21 protein-coding genes are annotated in these 24732 nt (G+C 70.0%); 12 read left to right on the top strand and 9 right to left on the bottom strand.

All coding sequences use genetic code 11. The features are described from left to right. Positions 1 to 135: 135 nt before the first annotated feature. Complete coding sequence (locus CEP50_RS07015) at positions 136 to 4893, bottom strand: type VII secretion system-associated protein (protein WP_258174958.1); 4758 nt, start codon at positions 4891 to 4893, stop codon at positions 136 to 138. Between the two features lie 604 nt (positions 4894 to 5497). Here CEP50_RS07015 and CEP50_RS07010 point away from each other — a divergent pair. After that, positions 5498 to 6439, top strand: coding sequence for a hypothetical protein (locus tag CEP50_RS07010; protein ID WP_106113106.1), 942 nt, complete (start codon positions 5498 to 5500; stop codon positions 6437 to 6439). 193 nt (positions 6440 to 6632) lie between these two features. Next, entirely contained in the window at positions 6633 to 7424 is a 792-nt protein-coding gene (locus CEP50_RS07005; protein ID WP_258174956.1) for an FkbM family methyltransferase, read from the top strand. Between the two features lie 102 nt (positions 7425 to 7526). On the opposite strand, the gene CEP50_RS07000 is transcribed toward CEP50_RS07005, so the two are convergent. From CEP50_RS07000 to CEP50_RS20860, 7 genes are all read right to left on the bottom strand, one after another. Continuing rightward, complete coding sequence (locus tag CEP50_RS07000) at positions 7527 to 8288, bottom strand: sirohydrochlorin chelatase (protein WP_106113105.1); 762 nt, start codon at positions 8286 to 8288, stop codon at positions 7527 to 7529. Positions 8289 to 8305: 17 nt separating this feature from the next. Further along, positions 8306 to 9661, bottom strand: coding sequence for a sulfate adenylyltransferase subunit 1 (locus tag CEP50_RS06995; RefSeq protein WP_181188249.1), 1356 nt, complete (start codon positions 9659 to 9661; stop codon positions 8306 to 8308). 1 nt (position 9662) lies between these two features. Next, positions 9663 to 10625, bottom strand: coding sequence for a sulfate adenylyltransferase subunit CysD (gene cysD, locus CEP50_RS06990; protein WP_019855029.1), 963 nt, complete (start codon positions 10623 to 10625; stop codon positions 9663 to 9665). A 105-nt stretch (positions 10626 to 10730) separates the two neighbouring features. Further along, positions 10731 to 11456 (bottom strand): phosphoadenylyl-sulfate reductase, encoded by a 726-nt coding sequence (locus CEP50_RS06985; RefSeq protein ID WP_106113104.1) that lies wholly within the window; start codon positions 11454 to 11456, stop codon positions 10731 to 10733. Next, complete coding sequence (locus tag CEP50_RS06980; RefSeq protein ID WP_019855027.1) at positions 11453 to 11644, bottom strand: hypothetical protein; 192 nt, start codon at positions 11642 to 11644, stop codon at positions 11453 to 11455. Before CEP50_RS06980 ends, CEP50_RS06985 begins: the two co-directional genes overlap by 4 nt. Further along, positions 11641 to 13353 (bottom strand): nitrite/sulfite reductase, encoded by a 1713-nt coding sequence (locus CEP50_RS06975; RefSeq protein ID WP_106113103.1) that lies wholly within the window; start codon positions 13351 to 13353, stop codon positions 11641 to 11643. The genes CEP50_RS06980 and CEP50_RS06975 overlap by 4 nt, the downstream gene beginning before the upstream one ends. A gap of 113 nt (positions 13354 to 13466) precedes the next feature. Beyond that, positions 13467 to 13559, bottom strand: coding sequence for a putative leader peptide (locus CEP50_RS20860; RefSeq protein ID WP_342670108.1), 93 nt, complete (start codon positions 13557 to 13559; stop codon positions 13467 to 13469). 132 nt (positions 13560 to 13691) lie between these two features. Between CEP50_RS20860 and hemW the strand changes: the two genes are divergently transcribed. The 9 genes from hemW (at position 13692) to CEP50_RS06930 (ending at position 22262) form a co-directional block, all read left to right on the top strand. Continuing rightward, positions 13692 to 14918, top strand: coding sequence for a radical SAM family heme chaperone HemW (gene hemW / locus CEP50_RS06970; protein ID WP_181188248.1), 1227 nt, complete (start codon positions 13692 to 13694; stop codon positions 14916 to 14918). A gap of 205 nt (positions 14919 to 15123) precedes the next feature. After that, positions 15124 to 16149 carry a heat-inducible transcriptional repressor HrcA gene (gene hrcA, locus CEP50_RS06965; RefSeq protein WP_106113137.1) on the top strand — a complete coding sequence of 342 codons (1026 nt, stop codon included), beginning with the start codon at positions 15124 to 15126 and terminating at the stop codon, positions 16147 to 16149. 89 nt (positions 16150 to 16238) lie between these two features. Next, positions 16239 to 17417, top strand: coding sequence for a molecular chaperone DnaJ (dnaJ, locus tag CEP50_RS06960; RefSeq protein ID WP_019855023.1), 1179 nt, complete (start codon positions 16239 to 16241; stop codon positions 17415 to 17417). Between the two features lie 80 nt (positions 17418 to 17497). Then, positions 17498 to 18238, top strand: coding sequence for a 16S rRNA (uracil(1498)-N(3))-methyltransferase (locus CEP50_RS06955; RefSeq protein ID WP_106113102.1), 741 nt, complete (start codon positions 17498 to 17500; stop codon positions 18236 to 18238). A gap of 67 nt (positions 18239 to 18305) precedes the next feature. Further along, positions 18306 to 18665 (top strand): histidine triad nucleotide-binding protein, encoded by a 360-nt coding sequence (locus CEP50_RS06950; RefSeq protein WP_106113101.1) that lies wholly within the window; start codon positions 18306 to 18308, stop codon positions 18663 to 18665. A 272-nt stretch (positions 18666 to 18937) separates the two neighbouring features. Then, positions 18938 to 20011, top strand: coding sequence for a PhoH family protein (locus tag CEP50_RS06945; protein WP_106113100.1), 1074 nt, complete (start codon positions 18938 to 18940; stop codon positions 20009 to 20011). Further along, the gene (gene ybeY, locus CEP50_RS06940; RefSeq protein ID WP_019855019.1) at positions 20008 to 20559 is read left to right on the top strand and encodes an rRNA maturation RNase YbeY; all 552 of its coding nucleotides are present in this window, start codon (positions 20008 to 20010) and stop codon (positions 20557 to 20559) included. The genes CEP50_RS06945 and ybeY overlap by 4 nt, the downstream gene beginning before the upstream one ends. A gap of 16 nt (positions 20560 to 20575) precedes the next feature. Further along, complete coding sequence (locus CEP50_RS06935) at positions 20576 to 21901, top strand: hemolysin family protein (RefSeq protein WP_106113136.1); 1326 nt, start codon at positions 20576 to 20578, stop codon at positions 21899 to 21901. Then, a complete protein-coding gene (locus CEP50_RS06930; protein ID WP_106113099.1) occupies positions 21894 to 22262 on the top strand; it encodes a cytidine deaminase in 369 nt (122 codons plus the stop codon). The genes CEP50_RS06935 and CEP50_RS06930 overlap by 8 nt, the downstream gene beginning before the upstream one ends. Before the next feature lie 118 nt (positions 22263 to 22380). On the opposite strand, the gene CEP50_RS06925 is transcribed toward CEP50_RS06930, so the two are convergent. Next, positions 22381 to 22881, bottom strand: a complete 501-nt coding sequence (locus CEP50_RS06925) for a MarR family winged helix-turn-helix transcriptional regulator (protein WP_019855016.1) — start codon at positions 22879 to 22881, stop codon at positions 22381 to 22383. Between the two features lie 54 nt (positions 22882 to 22935). On the opposite strand from CEP50_RS06925, the gene CEP50_RS06920 reads away from it, so the two are divergent. After that, positions 22936 to 24711 (top strand): chloride channel protein, encoded by a 1776-nt coding sequence (locus tag CEP50_RS06920; protein WP_106113135.1) that lies wholly within the window; start codon positions 22936 to 22938, stop codon positions 24709 to 24711. Positions 24712 to 24732 lie beyond the last annotated feature (21 nt).

The following is a 24732-nucleotide window of genomic DNA, read 5'->3' as shown; positions in this document are numbered from 1 at the left end:
GGGGCGGAGTCCCGCCTGCCGCCCAGGGGCCCGCCCGGTCGGCCTCCGGGAAAACCCACGGAAAGCTCCGGCCGGTTCGGCCGGTGGCCGGTGCACCGGAAGCTCACGGGCCGCCGGCCACACCGGTGCATCGAATCAGCGGGATGTTCCGTTACCGCCGCTTTCCCCGCCGAGGTACCGCAGCGTCCATTCCGGAGTCTCCTCGTCCGGGAGCGGTTCCTCCGGATCCCGCAGACGCTGTCGGTCCGCCAGCAGCGTTTCGGCGACCTCACGCAGTTCGAGCCGTTCGACCCACTCGGCGGGCAGTGCCTCCTCACCACGGGAGACACCCAGCAGCCCGCCGCAGACGGCGGAGGTGGCGGCACTGTTGCCGGGGTGGGAGGCGGCCAGGGTCACGGCCTCGCGCCACGAGTCCGGACGGGACAGCGCGGCCGCCAGGGCGATGGCCAGCGCCTCCGGGGCTCGCCAGCCGCTGCCGAGCTCGCTCAGGGCCGCGGCCTCCGGTGGTCCGTTCTCGGCCAGCCGTACCGCCGAGCGGACCGCCTCCGCCGTGTTCGTGCCCCCCTCGTACTTGTCCAGTTCCGCCAGCGCCCGCCGGGTCGCCTCCGCCAGCGTCGTACCCCGCAGCAGCGCGTTGACCATCCCGGCGAGCATCCCGGCGGGAAGGTAGCCGTCCGGGCTGCCGTGGGTCAGCACCGCACTTTCCGCGCCGAGGGCGAAGGCGACCGCGGGGTCGGGGGCGAACAGCCCGAGCGGAGCGGCACGGGCCGTGCCGAGGAAGCCGTCCGCGTCGTTGGGCGGGTTCAACGGTCCCGGCCTCGTTCCGTGCTCGGACGGGTCGGCGAGGGCGGCCAGGCTGGCGTGATCGGGAAAACGCTGGGCACGCAGGGCGGGTGTCTCACCCGGCCAGTGCTCGAGTGGAGGACGCCGCAGCACGACCCCCTGGGTGCCCAGCCACTGCCGCAGACTCGTGCGGATGTTGTCCACTGTGGTGGTCTCGGAGTCGTGCAGCCGTCTCCGCAGTTCGGCGCGCAGCACACCGTGCAGCACGAACAGCAGCTGTTGGCTGAGGCAGCTTCCCCGCCCGTCCGTGCCCACGAGTTCCTCGAGCTCGTCGGCGCCGAGCTTTCCCGCGTCGGTGGTGAACATCAACGGGGTTCCCAGGACGTCGCCGCACAACGTGCCCAGCACGCAGCCACGCAGGCGTTGGTCGGGGTCCAGCTCCAGGGGGGACTCCTCCGCGAGAGCACCCGTGTTCCGGTTCCGCCCGTGCGTCCCGAGCAGCCGCGCGGCCTCCTCGGCACCGAACGTGTCGACTGCCAGTGCACGCAGTCCCTCGTACAGCTCGGTGGGCACGTCCCCGTCGCCCTCCTGGATCCGCCTCCAGGCACTCAACAGCCGGGACTCCTCGGCGGACAGGGGCTCGTTCTCCGCCGCCTCCTCCGTCGGGGGCGGTTCCTCCGTGTGCCGTTCCCCCTCCGGGGGTGCGTCCTCGGCGGAGGAGGGATCCTCTTCCTTCCCGGCGTCCTCGGTCTCCGCCGAGGGGGAGGCCGGGGAGTCGGAGGGGGAGACGTCGGTGTCCGTGGGCGCGTGCTCCTCCGGCGGCGGTGCGTGTTCCTCGGTGTCCGGGATTGCCTCCCCCTCCTGTTCGTCGGTCCGGGGAGACGTCCGTTGCGCCTCGGACTCCTCCGAGGAGGCCGTGTCGCGCACGGGCAGCCACGTCCGGGGCGGTGCCTCCCCGTCCGCACCGGAGGTCTCCGCGACTCGTTCCCCGGGGGGAAGCGGGTAGCGCCGCAGCCATTCCGCGTCCTCCGGCGGTGCCGATCCGAACTCCAGCTCGGCGTCGGCGGCGATCCGTTCGATCGTCTCGCGCAGGTCCAGCGCCCGCACCCATTCCTCCGGAATCGAGTCGGCGGACAGCGCGGCCCCCATGACGGTGCCGCAGACGGAGCCGGTGGAGTCGCTGTCGCCGGAGTGGTTGACCGCCAGCAGCACGGCGTCGGTGAACGAGTCGGGGTGGGTGAGCGCGGCGTAGACCGCGATGCCCAGCGCTTCCTCGCCGACCCATCCGCCACCGAGCCGCTGCTCGATCGTCTCCGGTCCTCGTTCCCCGGCGGCGGCCAGCTCCGCGGCCCGTTTCAGGCAGGCCGTCGTCTCCTGGTGCTCGTCCCACCGGCTCAGTTCCCCCAACGCCGTGTCGAGGGCCTGCTGGAGGGAGAACCCGTCGAGGAGGACCCGCACGATCACGGCGAACGCCCCGGCCGGGAGGTAGCCGCTCGGATGGCCGTGCGTGAGGGCGGCGCTTTCGGCCGCGACGCGGAAGACCTCCCGCCGGTCGGTCGACCACAGCGCCACGGGGGCGGCTCGCATGACGCCGCCGCAGCCCTTGGAGTCGTTCAACGGAGCGGCCACCGAACCGGCTCTGCGTTCCCGGCCGAAGCCGTGCAGGGCCTGGATGCACGTGGTGCCCGGTGCCCGTCGTTTGAACAGCTCGCGCTGTCCGATCAGCCACCCGTCCGGTTCGTCCTCCTCAGCGGGGCCGCGCGCCTCCTTCCAGTCGAACCCCTGGGTGTGCAGCCACCGTTGGTAGGCGTGTTGCACCGTCTCGACCGGAGGAGTCGCCCTCCCCAGCCGCCCGGAGGTCCCCGCGCGGATGACGCCCTCCAAGGTGAACAGGGTCATCTGGGTGTCGTCGCTGACCACCGCGGACGCCTCCCCCTTCTCCGGGAATCCGGTCACCCCGGCGGGACCGAACCGTCCCCGGATGGCGGCCAGCGGGTCGAACTCGACGAGGTAACCGAGCGCGTCCCCCACCGCCCCTCCGAGCAGGGGACCGCGGAACCAGCCACCGCCGACAGCGGAGTCCGGAGGGGCTGCTGCGGCTGAGCTGGCACCGGAGGACCGCTCGGCGGAGCTTTCCGTCCCGGAGTGTTCGGAAACCTCCTCCGCCTCGGCGGAACCGGTCGGGGAGGAGGGCTCTGCGGAGACGGGCCCACCGAAGGTGGGATCGAATCCCAGGGAGGAGACGTCCCCGTGGCCGGGGTAACGCTGCCGCCATCCCTCGTCGTCCGGAGGGGAGGTTCCGAACTCCCGCAGCGCGTCCCGTCCGAGGTCCTCGACCGTTTCGCGTTGACGCAGGTCCCGCAGCCACACCCCGGGAAGCGCCGACTTGCCGTACATCGCCCCGGCCAGGGCCCCGCAGACGGCTCCGGTGGAGTCGCTGTCGCCGGAGTGGTTGACCGCCAACAGCACCGCGCGGGCCAGGTTCTCCGTGCTCGACACGGCGCAGACGGCGATGGCCAGTGCCTCCGGGGCCGTCCAGCCGGCCCCGAGCACGTCCTTGAGTCGTTCGGGGGTGGGGGTGCCGTGCTCGGCGAGCTCCACGGCGCGGGCCAGGGCCTGTTCCGTGCCGCAGTCGGGCGCGTACTCGGCGAGGACCTCACGAGCCCGCGCGAGTGCCGTGGCCAGTTCCTGGCCGTCCCACAGCTGACGCAGCAGCACCCCCAGCACCCCGGCGGGGAGACACCCCTCGGGCGCGCCGTGGGTCAGCGCGGCACAGGCGGTGGCCATCTCGAAGACGGTGTGCGGATCCCGCGACCACAGCGCGGCCGGCAGTGCGCGCAGCATCCCGCCGTTGGTCTCCGAACGCCCCAGCGGTTCGGCGACACTGCCCGGCCGTTCGGAGGAGACGAACTCCCGCAGGGCGCTGATGTTGCTGCTGGCGGGTGAGCGCACCGCGAAGAACTCCGGCAGAGCGACCAGCCACCCGTCCGGTTCGGGGTGGGTGTGCAGGAACGGCCCGGCGGCACGTTCCCAGGAGTACCCCTGGGTGTGCAGCCAGCGTTGCAGTCCCAGCTGGATCGCGGGCAGCGGGTTCTCGGTGACTCCGGTGCGAACGGCGAGATGCCCCCGGATCATGCCTTCGAGGGTGAACAGCGTCAGCTGCGTGTCGTCGGTGAACGCACCCGGGTGCTCGGTGTTGCGGTCGTAGTCGGTCACCCCGTCGGTGCCGTAACGACTTCTGATCTGTTCGAGCGGGTAGAACTCGACGGGGGCTCCGAGAGCGTCCCCCGCCGCCGTGGCCAGCAGACTTCCCAGGAAACGTTCCCCGAAGGGATCGTCGCCCACCCGCTCGCGTTCCTCGTGCTGGGGCGGTGACGGCAGGTCCGGCGCGGCCTCGGAGGAGGGGGACTCCCGGGACGTGGCGGAGGAGAGGGTGCTCGTGGTGGGGCGGCCGGGTGTGGTGATCGTGGAGACGTCGGTCCGCACGGTCGTCTCGGCGGCGGTGGAGGTTCCGTTGGTGGTGTGGTTGGCCGTGACGGGAAGCCCCGCCGCGCGGATCAGGTCCTCGGCGGGGACACGGACCTTGACGACACTGTTCGGGTTCACCTGTAGGTCCGTGCCGAGGGGGCGCATCCCCGCCAGGGAGCGGCCCGTCATGCGTTGCCAGCTGGTCCAGTTGCCCGGCAACTGTGCCTCCGAGGTGAAGACCTGAAGTTGTTTGCGACCCGAGTGGTGGTTGAGGGTGAACAGCCCGTCACCCTGGGGTTGGGCGAACAGGATGAGTTCGGTCTCCAGCAGGGCGGCCAGCAGGGTCTGGGCGGGGGCGTAACCGGTGGTGGTCAGCTGCAGGGCCCGTTCCACGTCGTTGGTGGGGGCGGGCAGCCGCAGCGCCACGGGGGACGGGCGGTAGTTCGGGTTCGGGGAGAAGTCCTCGGTGATCCGGCCGTGTTCGTCGACGCGGAAGCCGCCGATGAACCCCCAGGGCGGCACCTCCGCGTTGGGGTCGGTGAAGATCGGATCCACCACGTACAGCCAGCTGTTCGGCTGTTGTGCTGCCTGTTCCCGCATCGCGGGTGTAATAGCCGGTCGGCTCGGCTGCTGACTGCTCATCGCCCCCGCTGCTTCCCCTTGTCAGGTTCTCGGTGTGGTCCGGCGGTCTCCGTCGCGTGATGACGGAGGCCGCTTCGAACGCGGTTCGGTCGGGACGTGCCTGCCTGGCGGCCCGCCGAGCGATCGGTTGAGCGCGTCACTGCGTGATCGTTACTGTCTCATGACCTTATGGAGTGAATATCGGTATCTCCTGTTTACCAAACACGCGTGCTGTGCTGGCCGGTGCTCGCTCGAACCGGAGGCTGAGGCCCGGCGACGAGCGGAGTGTCGGGGGTAGCGTCCGTCCGCCGCCGGGGCACGCCCCGTGGGCGCACTCCGATCATGAGGGTAGGTCACCCTCCTCCGGGCCGTCTCGTCCCGAATTGCTCCGAATGCCTCGGTGTGGACCGGTGTGACTGCTCCGTTCGGAGCAGTTCGACGGGCGCGTGTGTGCCGGGTAAGCCGCGCGGGAATTCGGAATCGGGGCGAACAAAGGGTTGTGTCGTGCGGAAAAGCGGTTCGCGACGAATCGATGTGCACGCGGACGCAACTTTCGCCGCTTCGGCGCGTCCCACGGGGCGGAAAACCGAAAAGGGACTCGCGACGCGAGAAGGAGAAGTCCGATATGCACAAGACGTTTGCCGCCGCCTTCGCCGCACTGACCGTTCTCGGGGGTGCGGGAACGGCTGTTTCCGCGACCGTTCCCGGGGAGTCCGAGAAGGCTCCCGCCCCGTCCGTGTCACACCAGGGAGGTCTGTTCACCACGGTCACCGGAAAACTGGTCCGGGCGGAGTCCGGCTATGCCGTCATCGACTCGGAGAGCGGGGCCAGACACACGCTCGACTCCGACTCCGGGGTCCTGCTCCCCTACCTCGGTGAACGCGTTCGGGTCACCGGCAGCCTGCCGGGACGCTTCGGCGGGCAGACGGACGATCCGCTGACGGTGCGCACCGTGGAACCGGTGGAGAGCGACGGGCAACTGCCCGAGCGGGGGACCACGGAGCTGCGGATGCAGGTGCGTACCGACGGAGACGTTCCGGCCGGCATGACCTTCTACGGACTCTTCGACCAGCCGGAAGGCCCCGCCCAGGGCGAGGTGGACGGTATCGGGGACCTCGGCGCGATCGCGCTGAACGACTTCGACGGCGACGGGGTGTACTCCGCCTCGGTCGGCCTGCGGCAGGGAAGCAGCTCGGTGGCACGTATCGCCGTGGGCAGCACCGCCACGGGCCCGCGCGAGGTGATCCACCCGCAGAGCACCGTCCGGCAGGACAACACGGTCGTGCTCGACGGGGACACCACCGTCACCGGCGACTACGCTCCCGTCCGCTCCTGCGGTGACGTCCCCTTCAGCCCGGAGACGGACCACGGGGCCTTCGGCGTGAACGCCACCGGTGTGGACTGCGGAGTGGCCCGTGACGTCGCCGCCGACGCCGAGGGGAACCTCGGCGAGAACTACCGCAGCCACGACTTCACCTGCCTGGCCGAGGAGTCCGGCGGTGAACTGGGTGGTTACGACTACACCTGCCACCACGGGGTGCGGAAGGTGACCTTCTCCGCCTCCTGATCCGCATCCCTCCGAGGTCTCCGGCCGGGCGGCCCGTCGTCCGGCCGGAGAACCGTGCGCTCCGTGAACCCGGTCTACCGGGAGGGGAGCGGTTCCCCTTCGTGTTCGACCGGGGACACCAGGTGTCCGAAGGGGACGCCTCTGAGCTACTTTGGACCGCCGGCAGATCGGTTTCTGGGGGAGGTATCCACGCATGAGCAACGAACCGGCCGGTGTCCGAACGCGTCCCGAACCGCGCGGAACCCGTGCCCACGGGCACCGACTGCGGGCGCTGGCCGCCGTGTTGGGAGGTGCCTCGCGGTGGTCGGTGATCGAGCCGGAGGTGCAGGGGCTGAAGGAGGTGGTCGGCGCGGGGGACGTGTGCTTCGACGTCGGTGCCGCCTACGGCATGTACAGCTTCGCCCTGGCCCGCCTCGTCGGCTCCGAAGGGCAGGTGCACTCCTTCGAGCCCCAGCGCAAACCGCACGGGATACTCGCGACCGGCGCGCTGCTGACCGGAGTGGGCAACCTCCGGATCAGCCGCTCGGCGCTGGGTGGGCGTTCGGGCAGGCACAGGATCACCGTTCCCACCCGTTTCGGGCTGCCGATCCACGGGCACGCCCACGTGAGCGACGAGGTGTCGAACGATCCTCCCGCGGGACTCTTCCGTGGAAGCCGTTCGGTGGTGACCGACACGTTCTCCGTGGACCAGATACGGCGTTCTCGGGGAATTCCCCGGGTCGATTTCATGAAAATCGACGTCGAGGGTTACGAACCCACCGTTCTCGACGGGGCGGAGAAAACTCTGGAGGAATGCAGGCCGGTGTTGTTGCTCGAAATCGAACACCGGCACCTTTCCCGGTACGGTCTCGAACCGTCCGCGTTTCTGAGCCGGTTGCGGAAAATGGGATACCAGCCCCACGTATGGCATTCGGGGAACTGGATTCCCGTCGACGGGGTGACCCCGCGCAAACGGAACTACCTGTTCACCGCGTCCCGGCCGTGAACGGATCCGCGACGACCGGCTGAGACGTCCCGTCACCGTCGGAGATCCGACCGAAGGCCGCCGGCGGGGCGTGAGGTGAGGAGACCGCCCCTGCCGGTGAACTCATCGCCCTTCCGGGCCGAGCGCGGCCGGAGACCGGTCCAGCGCCGACTCGTACCGGCCCACGACCAGGTCGGCGACCTCGTGGTCGTCCCCCATGGGCTCGGCCAGCAGCGGCTCGGAAGCGTGCTCACACGCCTGCTCGATCACCCGGTCCGGCAGCCTGCCGGGGGCGAGGAACCAGGAGCCCACCGCGAAGCGCCGGGCCCCGGCCGCGCGCAGCCGCTCCACGGCGGTGGGTACGTCCGGCTCGGCCGCCGCGGCGAAGGCGGGTACCACCCCGGCCCAGGCGGTACGCCGACGCCAGGACTCGGCCACCTCCGCCACGAGCCCGTTCGCCGGGGGGTGGGCCGAACCGGCCCCGGCGAGGACCACCCCCATTCCCGTGTCCCCGGGATCCACCCCCGTGCGCAGCAGCCTGCGCCAGGCGGCCGTGCGCAGCCGCGGATCCGGTCCGAGGACCCCGGAGACGCGCACCGACAGTCCCGGATTGCGTCGCCGAGCCTCGGCCACGGCCTCCGGGATGTCCACGCTCGCGTGGTAGGCGTGGCCCAGCAGCAGCGGAACCACCACCCCCTGCCGGTGCCCGTCGGAGTACACGGAGTCGAGTACCTCGCCCAGGGACGGCGCGGACAGGTCGAGGAACGCCTCCCGGACGTCCAGCTCGGGACGCACGGAACGGACCACGTTCAGCAGTCGCCGGACGGTCTCCGCCGAACGTGGGTCCCTGCTTCCGTGCGCCACCGCGACCAAGGGGGCACTCATGTTCCGACTCCTGCGACTCAGTGGTTCACGGCCGCCGCGAGCGGGGCCAGTGGCACACCGACGAGACCGGCCGCCAGCGTCGAACCGTCCGAGGGGTCGAGCACGATGAACGAGCCCGTGCGCCTGCTGTCCGCGTACTCGTCGACGGGCAGCGACTCGGAGGTGCGCAACCGGACCCGGCCGATCTCGTTGAGCTCCAGCTGTTCGGGAGAGTCCACCCCGGACAGTTCCTGTTCGTCGAAACGGGTGGCCAGCTCGGTGGCCATGGCCTGCACCGTTCGCGTGCCGTGCTTGACGAGCAGGCGTGCGCGTGGTTTGAGCGGTTTCTCGGCCAGCCAGCAGAGTGTGGCGTCGATCTCGTCGGTGACCCGGGGCTGGTTCTCGGCGGCGACGATGACGTCGCCGCGTGCCACGTCCACCTCGTCCTCGAGCAGTACGGTCACCGACCGGCCCGCCGCGGCACTGGGAACCTGCCCGTCCGGGGTGTCCACCTTGGCCACCCTGCTGCGGACGCCAGCGGGCAGTACGATGACCTCGTCGCCCTCGGCGACCACACCGGCCGCCACCTGCCCGGCGTAGCCCCGGTAGTCGGGGTACTCGGTGGTGCGCGGACGGATGACGTACTGCACCGGCATACGGAAGGGCACGTCGTGCGGATCCGGTGCCACGGGGACGGTTTCCAGGTGCTCCAACAGCGACGGTCCCGTGTACCAGGGAGTGCGCTCGGAACGCTCCACCACGTTGTCCCCGTGCAGGGCCGACACCGGCACGGTCACCACGTGCTCGTCCGCGTACCCCAGCGCTCGGGCGTGCTCGGTGAACTCGGCCGCGATGCCGGCGTGCACCGACTCGTCGAAGTCGACCATGTCGATCTTGTTCACGGCCAGCACGAGCCGGGGAACCCCGAGCAGGGCGAGTACGGCGGCGTGCCTGCGGGTCTGTTCCAGCACCCCCTTGCGTGCATCGACGAGCAGCACCGCGAGCTGCGCGGTGGAGGCCCCGGTGACCGTGTTCCTGGTGTACTGCACGTGGCCGGGGGTGTCGGCCAGCACGAAGGTTCGCTTGGCCGTGGCGAAGTACCGGTAGGCGACGTCGATGGTGATGCCCTGTTCCCGCTCCGCACGCAGTCCGTCGACGAGCAGGGACAGGTCGGGGGTGCTCAGGCCGCGGTCCGCGCTGGCCCGGTGCACCGCGTCGAGCTGGTCGGCCAGCACCGACTTGGTGTCGTGCAGCAGCCGACCCACCAGGGTGCTCTTGCCGTCGTCGACCGAACCGGCCGTGGCCAGCCGCAGCAGGTCGGTGTGCACCGGCAGGGACACCTCGGTCCCGCTGTCCGGAGCGAACCGCGTGAGGGTCTCGGTGTCGTCGGTCATATCAGAAGTAGCCCTCCCGCTTACGGTCTTCCATGGCCGCCTCGGACATCCTGTCGTCGGCTCTCGTCGCGCCGCGCTCGGTCAGGTGACTCGCGGCGACCTCGGCGATCACGTCGTCGACCGTGTAGGCCTCGGACTCCACGGCACCGGTGCACGAACCGTCCCCCACGGTCCGGTACCGGACGGTCTTCTCGACGACCTCCTCGCCCTCCCGGGGACCTCCCCACGGACCCGAGGTCAGCCACATGCCGTCCCGCTCGAAGACCTCCCTGCGGTGGGCGTAGTAGAGACTGGCCAGCTCGATCTTCTCGCGCTGGATGTAGCGCCACACGTCCAGCTCCGTCCAGTTGGACAGGGGGAACACCCGCATGTGCTCACCGGCGCGGTGCTTGCCGTTGTAGAGGTTCCACAGTTCCGGGCGCTGCCTGCGCGGATCCCACTGCCCGAAGGAGTCGCGCAGACTGAACACGCGTTCCTTGGCGCGGGCCCGTTCCTCGTCGCGCCGGCCCCCGCCGAACACGGCGTCGAAGCGGTTCTGCTCGATGGCCTCCAGCAACGGCTGGGTCTGCAGCGGGTTACGGGTTCCGTCCGGACGTTCGGTGAGCCGGCCGTCGTCGATCCAGTCCTGCACCCGGGCGACGACCAGGCGAAGGTCGTGCCTGCTGACGAGCTCGTCGCGGAACCGCAGGACCTCTTCGAAGTTGTGGCCGGTGTCCACGTGCAGCAACGGGAACGGGACGGGGGCCGGGCGGAAGGCCTTCAGCGCCAGGTGCAGCAGCACCGTGGAGTCCTTGCCTCCGGAGAACAGGATCACCGGGCGGTCGAACTCCCCGGCGACCTCCCGGAAGATGTGGATCGCCTCGGACTCCAGCGCGTCGAGGTTGTCCACCTGTGGCGGAGCCTCGGACGTCGCCGGATCCTCCGACAGGTCGAGATTCTGATCCATGATCGCTTCCGTCGTCATCAGCGTGCCTTTACACAGTTGTCGGATCACCCCGTGGAGGGATGGCGGAGCACACGGTGTGCCGTCCCGACACGGCCCCGGAACGTGTCGCGACACACCGGACCGCTATGCGTGCAGCCCGCACTCCGTCTTCGAGAACCCGCTCCAACGACCACTGCGCGGATGCTCACCTGGCGCGGGTTTGGCCGTGCACGGCTGGCACCCGATCGAGGGGTATCCCGCGGGGACCAACGGGTTCACCAACACATTGTGCTCGGCTATGTAATTGTCCATGTCCTCGTCCGTCCACGCCGCCATCGGATTCAGCTTCACCAGGTTGTTCCGCTCGTCCCAGGTGACCAGGGGGGTGTCCGCCCTGGTGGGAGAGTCGACCCGGCGCAGTCCGGTGACCCACGCCTCGTAACGGGCCAGGGTGTTCCGCAACGGAACCACCTTGCGCAGGTGGCAGCACCGACCCGGATCCCGTTCGTACAACCGTGGCCCCTCGGAGGCGTCCTGCTCCTCCACGGTCTGTTCGGGCATCGCGTTGACGATGTTGACGTCGTAACTCTGCGCGACCGCGTCCCTGGTGCCGAGGGTCTCGGCGAAGTGGTAGCCGGTTTCGAGGAAGAGGACGTCCACCCCGGGCTGAATCCGTGACACCAGATCCACCAACGAGGCGTCCTGCATGTTGGACGCCACGATCATCCTGTTGCCGAAGGTCCGCGACGCCCAGGAGAGCACCTCCGTGGCGCTCGCTTCGGACAGCTGCTCACGGGCCTCTTCCACGAGGGCTTGAAGCTCTTCGTCCCCACGCCGAACGCCGATGTCGGGGGTGCTCTCCGCGGTCATGGTTGCTCGTCCTCCTCGGTCAGTGCCAATCCTGCGAGTCGTACCGTGAACACACGGCGGCACGCCTGACATTTCCACGCGCCCGTGGGCTCGGCCTGCGGCACGAGTTCCTCGTCCCCGCAGTACGGGCAGTAGAACGGAACAGCCCTGCCCTCGGGGCCGGGCTCGGTGGAACGTCCCCCGTTCACGTTAGCTCCCCATCACTCACGCGGTTGGCCCACTGGGCGAAAGTCTCGCCCCCCGACCGCTGGTCGAGGTAACGACGCACCAGACGCTCCACATAATCGCCCACCTCGGCCGAGGTCACCTTGTGGCCACGGATCTTGCGTCCGAACCCGGCGTCCCGACCGAGTCCACCACCCAGGTGCACCTGGAAGCCCTCGACCTGGTTGCCCTGCTCGTCCTGCACGAGCTGCCCCTTCAGGCCGATGTCGGCCACCTGGGTGCGGGCACAGGCGTTCGGGCAGCCGTTGAGGTTCACGGTGACCGGGTTGTCCATGTTCCCCTGCACGTCCGCGAGCCTGCGCTCCAGGTCCTCGACCAGCTCCGTGGCCCGGTTCTTGGTCTCGACGATGGCCAGCTTGCAGAACTCGATACCGGTGCAGGCCATGACGCTGCGTCGCCACGGCGAGGGGCGGGCCCGCAGGCCGAGCTCGTCGAGGTCGGAGATGAGGTTCTCCACCTCGGAACCGGGCACGTCCAGCACCAGCAGGTTCTGTTCCACCGTGGTGCGGATGCGGCGGGAGCCCACGCGCTCGGCGGCCTTGGCGACCTCGATGAGCGTGGAACCGTTCACCCGGCCCGCGACCGAGGTCACCCCCACGTAGTAGTTGCCGTCCACCTGCTCGTGGACACCGACGTGGTCCCGCGGCCCCTCGGGCAGCGGCGGCTCCGGCCCGTCCAGGAGCCTGCGACCGAGGTACTCGTTCTCCAGCACCTCGCGGAACTTCTCCGCCCCCCAGTCGGCGACCAGGAACTTCATCCTGGCTCGGTTGCGCAGCCGTCGGTAGCCGTAGTCCCGGAAGATCTGCACGACCGCGTGCCAGACCTCGGGGACCTCCTCCAGCGGCACCCAGGTGCCCAGGCGCACGGCGAGCTTGGGATTGGTGGACAGCCCACCGCCGACCCAGAGGTCGAAGCCGGGACCGTGCTCCGGGTGGTGCACCCCGATGAACGAGACGTCGTTCGTCTCGTGCACCACGTCCTGGCGCGGGGACCCCGAGATGGCCGTCTTGAACTTCCGCGGCAGGTTCGACAGGGAGCGGTCACCGATGTAGTGGTGGGCTATCTCACGGATCGCGGGAGTGGCGTCGACGATCTCGTCGGCGGCTATCCCCGCCACCGGCGAGCCCAGGATCACGCGGGGGCAGTCCCCGCAGGCCTCCGTGGTGTAGAGGCCGACGGACTCCAGCCTCTCCCAGATCGCGGGCATGTCCTCCACCCGGATCCAGTGCAGCTGGACGTTCTGCCGGTCGGTGACGTCGGCGGTGTCCCGCGCGTAGGTCTGGGAGATCTCGCCGATGACCCGCAGCTGCTCGGTGGTGAGCGCGCCGCCGTCCACCCGGATGCGCAGCATGAAGTAGGAGTCGTCCAGCTGTTCGGGCTCTATCGTGCCCGTCCGCGCTCCGGGGATCCCCGGAGCGCGCTGAGTGTAAAGCCCCCACCAGCGGAAACGCCCGCGCAGGTCCGAGGGGTCGATGGAGTCGAAACCGCGCCGGGCGTAGATGTTCTCGATCCGGCTCCGCACGTTGAGCGGGTTGTCGTCCTTCTTGGACTGCTCGTTGCCGTTGAGCGGTTCGCGGTAGCCGAGCGCCCACTGTCCCTCCGCGCGTCCTTTGCCCCTGCGGGCCGGTGCGCGGCGTTTCGGCTGGCTCGGTGCTTCCGTCGGGGGGACCATGCGGCCGACCTCCGGGATGACGTGACGTGCTTGGGCAGCGAAAGACTGTCTGGGAAAAGCGACCCACGATTCGGCCGAGCCGAATCGGGCGTGACGGGAAACTCGGGGACGCGCTAGCCCGCGCTACGGCACAGCGCGCTGGACACCCGGCGAAGATCCACGTAGCGGCGGGCGACCAGCAGCAGCTCGGTGGGGGTCGCGTCCATGTTCGTCAGCGTGCCAGGAGCTCACCGGGTGGTCCAGCGTCATCCGCATGGTGGGACGAGTATGACCCGGGTTACCTCCGTGGGAGGGTTCGGTGCTCCGTGCGGTGGGACGGGGCTGGGACACTGGGAGTCGTGAGCGCGCATCCACCGACCGGCGAAACCCCGCCCCGGGACGGAACCCTGCCCGCCGAGGCGTTCGAGGGGCTCGGCGAACGTCCCTTCGGGGTCTACGTGCACGTGCCGTTCTGCGCCACCCGGTGCGGCTACTGCGACTTCAACACCTACACCGCCGACGAGCTGGACGGGGGTGGCGGCAGCACCGGCGGGTGGTTGCGCGCCCTGCGGCGTGAACTCCAGCTGGGGGCGCGGGTGCTCGGCGGGGAGGCGGCTCCCCGCGCGGGGACGGTGTTCGTCGGCGGCGGGACTCCCTCACTGCTGGGAGGAGAGGGGCTGGCCGAGGTGCTGGAGGCGGTCCGCGACTCCTTCGGGCTGGCCCCCGGGGCGGAGGTGACCACCGAGGCGAACCCGGAGTCCACCTCCCCCGAGTTGTTCGAGCGGATCAGACGGGCGGGCTACACCAGGGTCTCGCTGGGGATGCAGTCGGCCGCCGAGCACGTGCTGCGCGTGCTCGACCGCAGGCACACCCCCGGGCGGGCCGTCGCGGCGGCCGGAGAGGCCCGCACGGCCGGTTTCGACCACGTGAGCCTGGACCTGATCTACGGCACCCCCGGCGAGAGCACCCGGGACCTGCGCACCACCCTCGACGCCGTGCTGGAGGCCGGGGTGGACCACGTCTCGGCCTATTCACTGATCGTGGAGGAGGGCACCGCCCTGGCCCGGCGGGTCCGGAAGGGTGAGCTTCCCGAGCCGGACGAGGACGTGCTCGCCGAGGACTACGAACTGATCGACGGAACGCTGTCCGAGGCCGGGTTCCGGTGGTACGAGGTCTCCAACTGGGCCGCTCGCCCGGAAGGGCGTTGCGAGCACAACCTCGGCTACTGGCGGGGTGGCGACTGGTGGGGAGCGGGCCCCGGGGCACACAGCCACGTCGGCGGGGTCCGCTGGTGGAATCTCAAGTACCCGGCGCGCTACGCGGCGGCCCTCGACGAGGGGATCTCCCCAGCGGCGGGTCGGGAGGTACTCACCTGCGAGGACCGGCGCATCGAACGGATCATGCTGGAGCTTCGGCTGGACAGCGGGCTGCCCGTGGACGTGCTCGACAGTACCGGGCTGTCCGAGGCCCGCCGGGCCGTCGAGGACGGGCTGCTGCGACAGGACGCGCTGCGCGCGGGCCGGTGCGTGCTCACCGACCGGGGGCGGCTGTTGGCCGACGGGGTCGTACGGCGTCTGATCGGATGACTCCGGCCCCTCGGGGTGGAGCTTCCCACGGGCGGGGCCGAGGGACCCGCCCCCGTAAGGGGTGGTCTCCCGCCGGCTCCTGACCGCGCCTCTCGGCTGAGAGCCCGAAACACCGTAAACTCGGACAGTGGACGGCAGGCACGAACCCGTGTGTGCCGAGTCGGACGTGTCCGCGAGTGAGGACGCGCCGGAGGAGGAGGTGACGCTGGTGAACGCGGACGAGCGCCGTTTCGAGGTGCTGCGCGCGATCGTTGCCGACTACGTGTCCACCAACGAGCCGGTCGGTTCCAAGACGCTCGTCGAACAGCACAATCTCGGCGTGTCCAGTGCCACTGTACGCAACGACATGGCCGTGCTCGAGGAGGAAGGCCTGATCGCCCAGCCGCACACGAGCGCGGGTCGGATCCCCACCGACCAGGGGTACCGCACCTTCGTCGACCGGTTGCACGAGATCAAGCCCTTGACCTCCCCGGAACGCAGGGCGATCCACGCCTTCCTGGAGGGCGCGCTGGACCTCGACGACGTCATGCGGCGCAGCGTGCGGTTGTTGGCCCAGCTCACCCAGCAGGTCGCCGTGGTGCAGTACCCGACGTTGACCCAGTCGACGGTGCGACACGTGGAAGTGGTGACCATCACTCCGGCGCGGCTGATGCTGGTGCTGATCACCGACACCGGACGTGTCGACCAGCGTATGGTCGACCTCGGTGACGTCCTGGGCGACGAGGACGTCTCGCGACTGCGGACCGTGCTCAACTCGGCCATGGTCGGCAAACGGCTGGCCGACGCCTCCGCCTCGGTCTCCGAGCTTCCCGAGGAGGCCCCTCCGGAGCTGCGGGAGATCATGACCAAGGTCTGCGGGGTGCTCATCGAGACGCTGGTGGAACACCCCGACGAACGCATGGTCCTCGGAGGTACCCACAATCTGACCCGAAACGTCGCGGACTTCCCCGGGTCGCTGCGTCAGGTGCTGGAGGCGTTGGAGGAGCAGGTGGTCGTGCTGCGCCTGCTGGCCGCCGCCCGGGACTCCGAGGGCGTGACGGTCCGGATCGGGATGGAGAACGAGGCCGAGGAGATGCAGAGCACCTCGGTCGTTTCCACCGGTTACGGTTCCCATGGGACGGTGCTGGGGGGCATGGGCGTGGTCGGCCCCACTCGGATGGACTATCCGGGAACGATGGCAGCGGTTCGTGCCGTTGCGTCCTACGTGGGAGAGATCCTGGCGGGACGGTGACCCCCGCCTGGCAGGCGTGTCGAGCGGCACCCGTCCCCCGGGAATCTTCGGCATGTACCCGCTAGACGAGCAGAGGAAGAACGCACAAGGTGGCCAAGGACTACTACGGGATCCTCGGGGTATCCAAGGACGCGACCCAGGATCAGATCAAGCGGGCTTACCGCAAGCTTGCGCGGGAACTGCACCCCGACGTCAACAAGGAGGAGGGTGCCCAGGAACGTTTCCGGGAGGTGAGCACCGCCTACGAGGTCCTCTCGGATCCCAAGAAGCGTCAGGTCGTCGACCTGGGCGGCGATCCGATGGACAACGGCGGCGGTGCGGCCGGAGCGCGTGCCGGTGGCGACCCGTTCGCCGGTTTCGGCGGTCTTGGCGACATCATGGACGCGTTCTTCGGCGGTGGTGCCGGAGGGGCCGCGGGCCGGGGACCCCGCAGCCGGGTCCAGCAGGGCTCCGACGCGTTGCTGCGCCTGGAACTGACCCTGGAGGAGTGCGCGCGGGGAGTCAACCGCGACGTCACGGTCGACACCGCCGTGGTGTGCGACGCCTGCCAGGGCGGCGGTTCGAGCGCGGGAACGGCCCCCTCCACCTGCGACACCTGCGACGGGCGGGGTGAGATCCAGTCCGTGCAGCGCTCCTTCCTCGGGCAGGTGATGACCTCACGACCCTGCCCGGTGTGCCGGGGCTTCGGTGAGGTCATCACCGATCCGTGCCAGCAGTGCGGAGGCGACGGGCGGGTGCGTTCCCGCCGCACGATCACCGTCAAGATCCCGGCCGGTGTCGGGGACGGGATGCGCGTCCGTCTCGCCGGTGAGGGCGAGGTCGGCCCGGGAGGCGGACCCGCGGGCGACCTCTTCGTCGAGGTGGAGGAACAGCCGCACGAGCGCTTCGTGCGCGACGGGGCAGACCTGCACTGCACCGTGCAGGTGCCGATGACGGCCGCCGCGTTGGGCACGGTGGTGACCATCGAGACCCTCGAAGGCGAGGAGGAACTCACCGTCGAGCCGGGAACGCAGCCGGGAACCGAGTACGTGCTCGACGGCCAGGGGCTGCCCAAGCTGCGCTCCAACGGGCGGGTCAGCGGTCACGGCGACCTGCACGTGCACCTGGACGTGGTCGTGCCCACCAAACTGGACGAGCACCAGGCCGACCTGCTGCGGCAACTCGCCTCCAGCCGGGGCGAGGAACAACCCGAACCCACCGTCAGCGCGAGCGGCAACGGGCACCGGGGCGGGATCTTCTCCCGGTTCCGTGGGTTCGGTCACCGGTGAGGTGCGGGCGGCCCCCACGGGTGGCCGCCCTCGGATCTCGTCCGTGGCCCTGTCCGTCTCCCCCGAGTGAGTGAGTTCCGATGTCATCCACGCTGCCGGTGTTCTCGGTCGACGAGTTGCCCGCCGAGTCCCGCACCCGGTTGACCGGCCCGGAGGGCAAACACGCGGCCACCGTGCGCCGTATGCGTTCCGGGGAACGGCTGGTGCTCTCGGACGGGCGCGGTGGACTCGCCGAGTGCAGCGTCGTGGAGGCGCTCAGGGACGCACTGGAGCTGGAGGTGCGGCAGCGTCGGGAGGTTCCCCCCTCCGAACCCCGTGTGGACCTGGTGCAGGCGCTGGTGAAGGGGGATCGCGGTGAGCTGGCCGTGGAGCTGGCCACCGAGGCCGGGGTGGACTCGGTCATCCCCTGGAGGGCGGAGCGCTGCGTGGCCAAGTGGGACGACGGTCCGCGCGGTGCCAAAGCACTGGCGCGGTGGCGCAACGCGGCGTTGCAGGCGGCCAAACAGGCGCGCAGGGCCTGGACCCCGACCGTGGAGGAACCGGTCGGCACCGCTGCGGTGGCCGAGCTCCTGCCCGGGTACACGACGGCTCTGGTGCTGCACGAGTCGGGGGAGTGCTCCCTGCCGGAGATCACCCTTCCCCGCAGCGGGCGGCTGGCGCTCGTGGTGGGGCCGGAGGGTGGCCTCACCGAGGCCGAACTGAACGCGCTGTGTGCGGCGGGGGCCAGGCCGGTCCGTCTGGGCCCCGAGGTGCTGCGTGCCTCGACGGCCGGAGCGGTGGCGCTCGGTGCCCTGGGCGCTCTGACGGGGCGGTGGGCGTGAGCGGCGGACGCCCCCGGGGCGTGGATCACTCTTCGGGCGGAGGGCGTCCCACGGATAGTCTGCGGGCATGGTCGACAACGAAGCCTCACTGTTCGAGCGCATGATCTCCGGGGAGATCCCCGCCGATTTCGTGTACCAGGGCGAGCGTGTGATCGCCGTCCGGGACATCAACCCGCAGGCCCCGGTTCACGTGCTGATCGTCCCGCGCGAGCGCTACCGCAACGCCGCCGAGCTGGCCACCCACGACCCGGAGCTGACGGCCGAGCTCGTCCGGGTGGCGGCCGGGATCGCCGAGAGCGAGGGGATCGCCGAGTCCGGCTACCGTCTGCTGTTCAACACCAACGAGGACGCGGGGCAGACGATCTTCCACGTGCACCTGCACCTGTTGGGCGGGCGACAGCTCGGCGCGCTGGCCGAACCGGTCTGAAGAACCGACAGGAGCCTCCGCGGCTACCGGGTCGGTGCTCGGCGGTGCGGCCGGCGAGGCGGAAGTGGTGAGCGCTCCGTGCCCCCGGAGTCCGTCCGACGGGCCGCCGACCCGGGGTTCCCGAGGGAGGCCGTTACCGCCGACGCCGGTCACGGTGAGGGGCCGCGACACCCCGCGTGGCGGCGGGTGAGTTGTCGGTTGCTCTACCATCGGGGTGGAAGGCATCCAGTAACTGACCGCGCGGAAAGCGCAGAAAGCAGGCCGGTAACAGCGTGGCCGGAATCGCAGCGGATGGGGAGGCTCCCCGGGCGGGAGAGCAGCTACCCCGGACCCAGCGGACCCAGTCGAGTCGCACCGTCCCGGACACGGCGATCCTCGCCCTGCTCGGTTCCCGGGACGAGAACCTGCGCACGCTCGAGGAGGTTCTCGACGCCGACGTGCACGTGCGGGGCAACGAGGTCACCCTCACCGGGGAGTCCGCCCAGGTCACCTTCGCCGAGCACGTGTTCGACGAGTTGATCGAGCTGGTTTCCAAGGGCAACCAGCTCAGTCCGGACGTCGTGCGGCGCAGTGTGTCCATGCTCGCCACCGAGAACGGTGACTCCCCCGCCGACGTGCTGAGCATGGACGTGCTGTCCAGACGTGGACGCAGCATCCGTCCGAAGACGGCGAACCAGAAGCGTTACGTGGACGCCATCGACGAGAACACCGTGGTGTTCGGTATCGGTCCGGCGGGTACGGGAAAGACGTACCTGGCCATGGCCAAGGCGGTGCGGGCGTTGCAGGCCAAGGAGGTCACCCGGATCATCCTGATCCGGCCCGCCGTGGAGGCGGGGGAGCGACTCGGCTACCTGCCGGGAAGCCTGTACGAGAAGATCGATCCCTACCTGCGTCCGCTCTACGACGCGTTGTACGACATGGTCGACCCCGAGTCGATCCCGCGACTCACGCAGGCGGGCACCATCGAGGTCGCTCCGCTGGCGTACATGCGGGGCCGTACGCTCAACGACGCCTTCATCATCCTGGACGAGGCGCAGAACACCACGCCGGAACAGATGAAGATGTTCCTCACCCGGCTGGGGTTCGGCTCGCAGATCGTGGTCACCGGCGACGTGACCCAGATCGACCTGCCCGGAGGCCAACGCAGTGGGCTGAAAGTCGTTCGTGAGATCCTGGACGGCATCGAGGACGTGTACTTCTGCACCCTGGACAGCCAGGACGTGGTGCGTCACCGCCTGGTCGGGGAGATCGTCAACGCCTACGACCGTTGGCACGCGCTGCAGGAGGCCGGGGTGGACACCTCCTCGGCGGGGCAGTTCGAGGACCGAGCACGGAAACGGGCATGAGCATAGAGATCGCTAACGAGTCGGCTGTCAGCGTTCCGGAGACGACCATCGTTTCCGTGGCTCGCTTCGCGCTGGACCGCATGGGTGTCAGCAGCCTGGCGGAGCTCTCCATCGTGCTGGTCGAGCTCGACGTGATGGCGGACCTGCACGAGCGGTGGATGGATCTGTCCGGTCCCACCGACGTGATGGCGTTCCCGCTGGAGGAGTACGAGACCCCCCGCGCCCCGGAGTCCACGGAGCCGGACCCGGGGATGCTCGGTGACATCGTGCTGTGCCCGGAGTTCGCCAGGGACCAGGCCCGCAACGCCGGACACCGGATGGAGGACGAGCTCTACCTGTTGACGGTGCACGGCGTGTTGCACCTGCTCGGCTACGACCACGCCGAACCGGAGGAGGAGCGCGAGATGTTCGCGCTGCAGAACCGGTTGTTGGCGGAGTTCCGGGAGGCCAAGTCGGAGGCGGACCGCGCGGCACAGCAGCGGGACGCCGACTCCCGGGTGCTCGGCGTGGTCGGACTGGAGGAGTCCGGCGAGGACACCGAGCGGTAAGACGGGTGCGGCGTTGTTGTTTCCGACGGGAACGTGGTTGATTCTCTGGGCGGTGCTGCTGGTGCTGGCCGCCGGTGTGTTCGCGGCCGCCGACGCGGCCGTGGGCACGGCGTCCCGGGCGAGGGCCGAGGAGCTGCTCCGGCAGGGGCGTTCCGGGGCGGGCCAGCTCGTGCGGGTGCTGACCGACCGCCCCCGGCACGTCAACCTGCTGCTGCTGTTGCGGCTGACCTGCGAGTTGACCGCCACCGTGCTGGTGACGGTGGTGGTGCTCCGCGCGTTCTCCTCTCCCGGCTGGGCCGTGCTGCTGTCCGTGCTGATCATGCTGGTGGTCTCGTACGTGCTCGTCGGGGTGGGGCCGCGCACCATCGGCCGTCAGCACCCCTACGGGGTGGGGCTCGTCCTCGCGGGGCCGGTGGTCCTGCTGGCGCGGGTGCTCAACCCGTTGACGAGGCTGCTGATCCTCGTCGGTAACGCGATCACCCCCGGCAGGGGTTTCCGGGAGGGGCCGTTCTCCTCGGAGGTGGAGCTGCGCGAACTGGTCGACCTGGCCGGCGAGCGTGGCGTGGTGGCCGCCGGGGAACGCGAGATGATCCACTCGGTCTTCGAACTGGGGGACACCGTCGCCCGGGAGGTGATGGTCCCGCGGACCGAGATGATCTGGATCGAACGCACCAAGTCGGCGCGACAGGCCCTCACGCTCGCCCTGCGCTCCGGTTTCTCCCGTATTCCGGTGATCGGGGACAGCGTCGACGACGTGGTCGGCGTGGTCACGCTCAAGGAGTCGGCCAGGGCGCTGGCCGAGCGTTCCGCCTCGGACTCGCCCGAGCCCACCGTCGCCGAGCTCATGCGTCAGGCCAGCTTCGTTCCGGACTCCAAACGGTTGGACGAACTGCTCAAGGAGATGCAGCTCTCGCGCAGTCACATGGCCATAGCGGTGGACGAGTACGGCGGCACGGCGGGCCTGCTCACCATCGAGGACATCATCGAGGAGATCGTCGGCGAGATCACCGACGAGTCGGACCGGGAGGAGCACCGCCCGGTCGAGTGGCTCGACGAGGAACGGGTGCGGGTCAGTTCGCGGCTTCCCGTGTCCGATCTGGGTGCGCTGTTCGGGGTGGAGCTGGACGACTCGGAGGTGGAGACGGTCGGGGGGCTGCTGGCGCACAGCCTCGGACGTGTCCCGCTGCCCGGTGCCGAGGCCGAGATCTCCGGGCTGCGTCTGCGGGCGGAGGGCGGCAAGGACCACAGGGGGCGCATCCGGATCAACGCGTTGTTGGTCGGCAGGGCCGCGGACACCGGTGTGCACCACGGTGAGGAAGGAAGGGAAGCCCATCATGGGTGAACGGATCGAGCCCGCTCCGGAGCAGCTCGACGCGGAGGACTCCAAGATCGTGACGCTGGCCCGGTCGGCCCGGGCGCGGATCGGGGCCGCCGAGGGGGCGGCGGTACGGGACACCGACGGCAGGACCTACACGGGATGCACCGTGGATCTGGGCGTGCTGCGGCTGAGCGCCCTGCAGTCCGCCGTGGCGGCTGCCGCCTCCAGTGGTGCCGAGGGACTGGAGGCCGCGGCGTTGGTCACCGACGGGACGGAGATCGACCCGGATTCGCTGGCCGCGGTGCGGGCGTTGGGCAGGCGGGTTCCCGTGTTCCGGGCCGATGGTGGGGGCACTGTCTCCGACGTGGCCCGCGACGTCGAGTAGTCGGGGGAAGAGCCGGGAGGGGCGTTCGCCCGGTGGTCTTCGAGCAACGATCGACCGGAGCGGTCGGGCGCGGTGTGCCGGCGTCCGGTGGCGTCGGGAACCGTTCCGCGAGAACTCCTCAGGTCCAGTGGGTCAGTCCCGCGTCGTAGGGCGAGGCACGTGGCGGGGGTTCCTCCCCGGCCTCGGTGAACGCCTGCAGCGCCTGCACCAGTCCCGCGCGCTGTTCGTGGGGGATGCGTTCGACGATGGCCGCGATCTCGCCGCGGCGGTACTCGGTGACCCGGTCCACCAGGTCGCGGCCGGCCGTGGTGAGCCCCACCGTGATCTCCCGGCGCGAGTCCGGGTTGCTGTTCCGTTCGGCCCATCCGGCCGTGACGAGCCTGTCCACGGTTCTGGTGGCCGTGGAGGGGTTCACGCCGAGCATCTCGGCCAGCGACACCAGTTTCAGCGGCCCCCGGGAGCCCAGCGCCACCAGCAGGCGGAACTGGGGAAGTGTGATCGGCCCGGCAACCGCGGCGACCGATTTCGCCGAGATTCCCACCAGTAACCGGGACGCGGTCAGCACCGCCTCGGTGATCGCGTCCACTTCGTCACCGTGTGGCGGCTTCTCATCACTCATGTCGCCATTTTCACATTGACGTGCACGGGGCAAGAATTGCATTATGCAATGGTGATGGCGGTGGCCGGAAGACGATCAGCAGCCCTGACCGGATCGGTGTGTGGGCGGATCGGTGCCTGGCTCCGCGAACGCGGCAGCGGCCTGATGGCCCTCGCCCTGCTGGTCGGGGTCGGCGCCGGGCTCGGCGCCATCGCGTTCCGGTGGTTGATCACCTCGGCGACCGAGCTGTTCACCGGCCGACCGGAGTACACCACCGCCCCGGGGGCCGCACACGAATGGCTTCCCGGACTCGGTGTCTGGTTCCTCGTGCTCGCGCCCGCCGTGGCGGGACTGCTCTACGGTCCCCTGGTGTACTGGCTGGCCCCGGAGGCCAAGGGACACGGTGTCCCCGAGGTCATGTACGCCGTGTCCGAACGCGGAGGGCGCATAAAACCCCAGGTCAGTTTCGTCAAGGCCGTGGCCTCGGCCCTGTGCATCGGTGGTGGGGGCTCCGTCGGCAGGGAAGGACCGATCGTCCAGATCGGCTCGGCGCTCGGTTCCACGGTGGGACACAACATCCGCCTGCCCGAACGCAGGATGCGCGTGCTGGTCGCCTGCGGTGCTGCGGGGGGCATCGCCGCCACCTTCAACGCCCCGATGGCGGGCCCCTTCTTCGCCATGGAGCTCATTCTGCGGGACTTCGCCGTGGAGTCCTTCGGCGCGGTCGTGCTCTCCAGCGTCACCGCCAGCGTCATCGGCCGGGCCGTGATGGGCAACGAGGCCTTCCTCACCCTGCCGGACTTCCACCTGCGCAACCCGACCGAGTTCCTGCTGTTCGCCCTGCTGGGGATCCTCGTCGGCGCTGCCGGAGTGCTGTTCGGCAAGGTGCTCTACAGGATCGAGGACGTCTGCGACCACCTCTGGCGGGGGCCGGAGTGGTTGCGTCCCGGGGTCGGAGGGCTGCTGCTCGGTCTGGTGCTGCTGGTCCTGCCGCAGATGTACGGGGTCGGCTACCCCGTGCTGAACCACGCCATCGGCGGGGACTACGCGGTGTGGTTTCTGCTCGTGCTGCTGCTCGGCAAGATGCTGGCCACCAGTCTGACCATCGGCATCGGCGGCTCGGGCGGAGTCTTCGCCCCCGCCCTGTTCATCGGTGGGATGGGCGGAACCGCCTTCGGCATGATCGCCAACGAGCTGCTGCCCGGCGTGGCCGGTTCCCCGGGGGCCTACGGACTGATCGGCATGGGGGCCGCCTTCGCCGGCTCGGCCCGAGCCCCGATCACCGCGGTGATCATCCTGTTCGAGCTGACCGGGCAGTACTCCATCATTCTGCCGCTGATGCTGGCCGTGGTCGTGGCGACCCTGGTCAGCAGGACCCTGAGCAGGGACACCATCTACACCACCAAGCTGAGCAGGCGCGGTATCGACCTGGACGCCAGATACCGCCGGGGTCGCCTGCCGGACCGCACCGTGGCCGACGTGATGGAACCGCTGCCCCCCGCCCTGGAGCCCCACACCACACTTCCGGAAGCCGCCCAACGTCTGGCCCACTGCGGGGACTCCGCGTTGCCCGTGGTGGACTCCGAGGGCGGGTACCGGGGATGTGTCACGGCCGCGGCCGTCGCCGAGGCGCTCGGTGACGGCACCACGAACACCGGCCACGTGGGTGACCTGCTCGAAAAGCCCCCGGAGGTGACGGCTTCGACTTCGCTCGTCGACGCCCTGGACGCGCTGGTCTCCCTGGACGTCACGGCCGCTCCGGTACTGGACGAGCGGGACGGCCGACCCGTGGGCTGGATCAGTCACCGCACCCTGTTGAGCTGCATGGGGACCACCGCTGGCAAGCACTGAGCCCCCTACGGCGACAATGGA

Source organism: Actinopolyspora mortivallis (genome assembly GCF_003001495.1).
Taxonomy (GTDB): Bacteria; Actinomycetota; Actinomycetes; order Mycobacteriales; family Pseudonocardiaceae; genus Actinopolyspora; species Actinopolyspora mortivallis_A.
Note: the sequence above shows the minus strand (reverse complement) of the source record. Positions and strands in the feature narration are given on the sequence as shown.

Coding starts and splice junctions, on each gene's coding strand:
- CEP50_RS06950 (WP_106113101.1), top strand. CDS start 18,306: ATGGTCGACAACGAAGCCTCACTGTTCGAGCGCATGATCTCCGGGGAG.
- CEP50_RS20860 (WP_342670108.1), bottom strand. CDS start 13,559: ATGGACGCGACCCCCACCGAGCTGCTGCTGGTCGCCCGCCGCTACGTG.
- CEP50_RS06985 (WP_106113104.1), bottom strand. CDS start 11,456: ATGACCGCGGAGAGCACCCCCGACATCGGCGTTCGGCGTGGGGACGAA.
- CEP50_RS07005 (WP_258174956.1), top strand. CDS start 6,633: ATGAGCAACGAACCGGCCGGTGTCCGAACGCGTCCCGAACCGCGCGGA.
- ybeY (WP_019855019.1), top strand. CDS start 20,008: ATGAGCATAGAGATCGCTAACGAGTCGGCTGTCAGCGTTCCGGAGACG.
- CEP50_RS07000 (WP_106113105.1), bottom strand. CDS start 8,288: ATGAGTGCCCCCTTGGTCGCGGTGGCGCACGGAAGCAGGGACCCACGT.
- CEP50_RS06920 (WP_106113135.1), top strand. CDS start 22,936: ATGGCGGTGGCCGGAAGACGATCAGCAGCCCTGACCGGATCGGTGTGT.
- CEP50_RS06975 (WP_106113103.1), bottom strand. CDS start 13,353: ATGGTCCCCCCGACGGAAGCACCGAGCCAGCCGAAACGCCGCGCACCG.
- CEP50_RS07010 (WP_106113106.1), top strand. CDS start 5,498: ATGCACAAGACGTTTGCCGCCGCCTTCGCCGCACTGACCGTTCTCGGG.
- cysD (WP_019855029.1), bottom strand. CDS start 10,625: ATGACGACGGAAGCGATCATGGATCAGAATCTCGACCTGTCGGAGGAT.
- CEP50_RS07015 (WP_258174958.1), bottom strand. CDS start 4,893: ATGAGCAGTCAGCAGCCGAGCCGACCGGCTATTACACCCGCGATGCGG.
- CEP50_RS06995 (WP_181188249.1), bottom strand. CDS start 9,661: ATGACCGACGACACCGAGACCCTCACGCGGTTCGCTCCGGACAGCGGG.
- CEP50_RS06930 (WP_106113099.1), top strand. CDS start 21,894: ATGGGTGAACGGATCGAGCCCGCTCCGGAGCAGCTCGACGCGGAGGAC.
- CEP50_RS06955 (WP_106113102.1), top strand. CDS start 17,498: ATGTCATCCACGCTGCCGGTGTTCTCGGTCGACGAGTTGCCCGCCGAG.
- CEP50_RS06925 (WP_019855016.1), bottom strand. CDS start 22,881: ATGAGTGATGAGAAGCCGCCACACGGTGACGAAGTGGACGCGATCACC.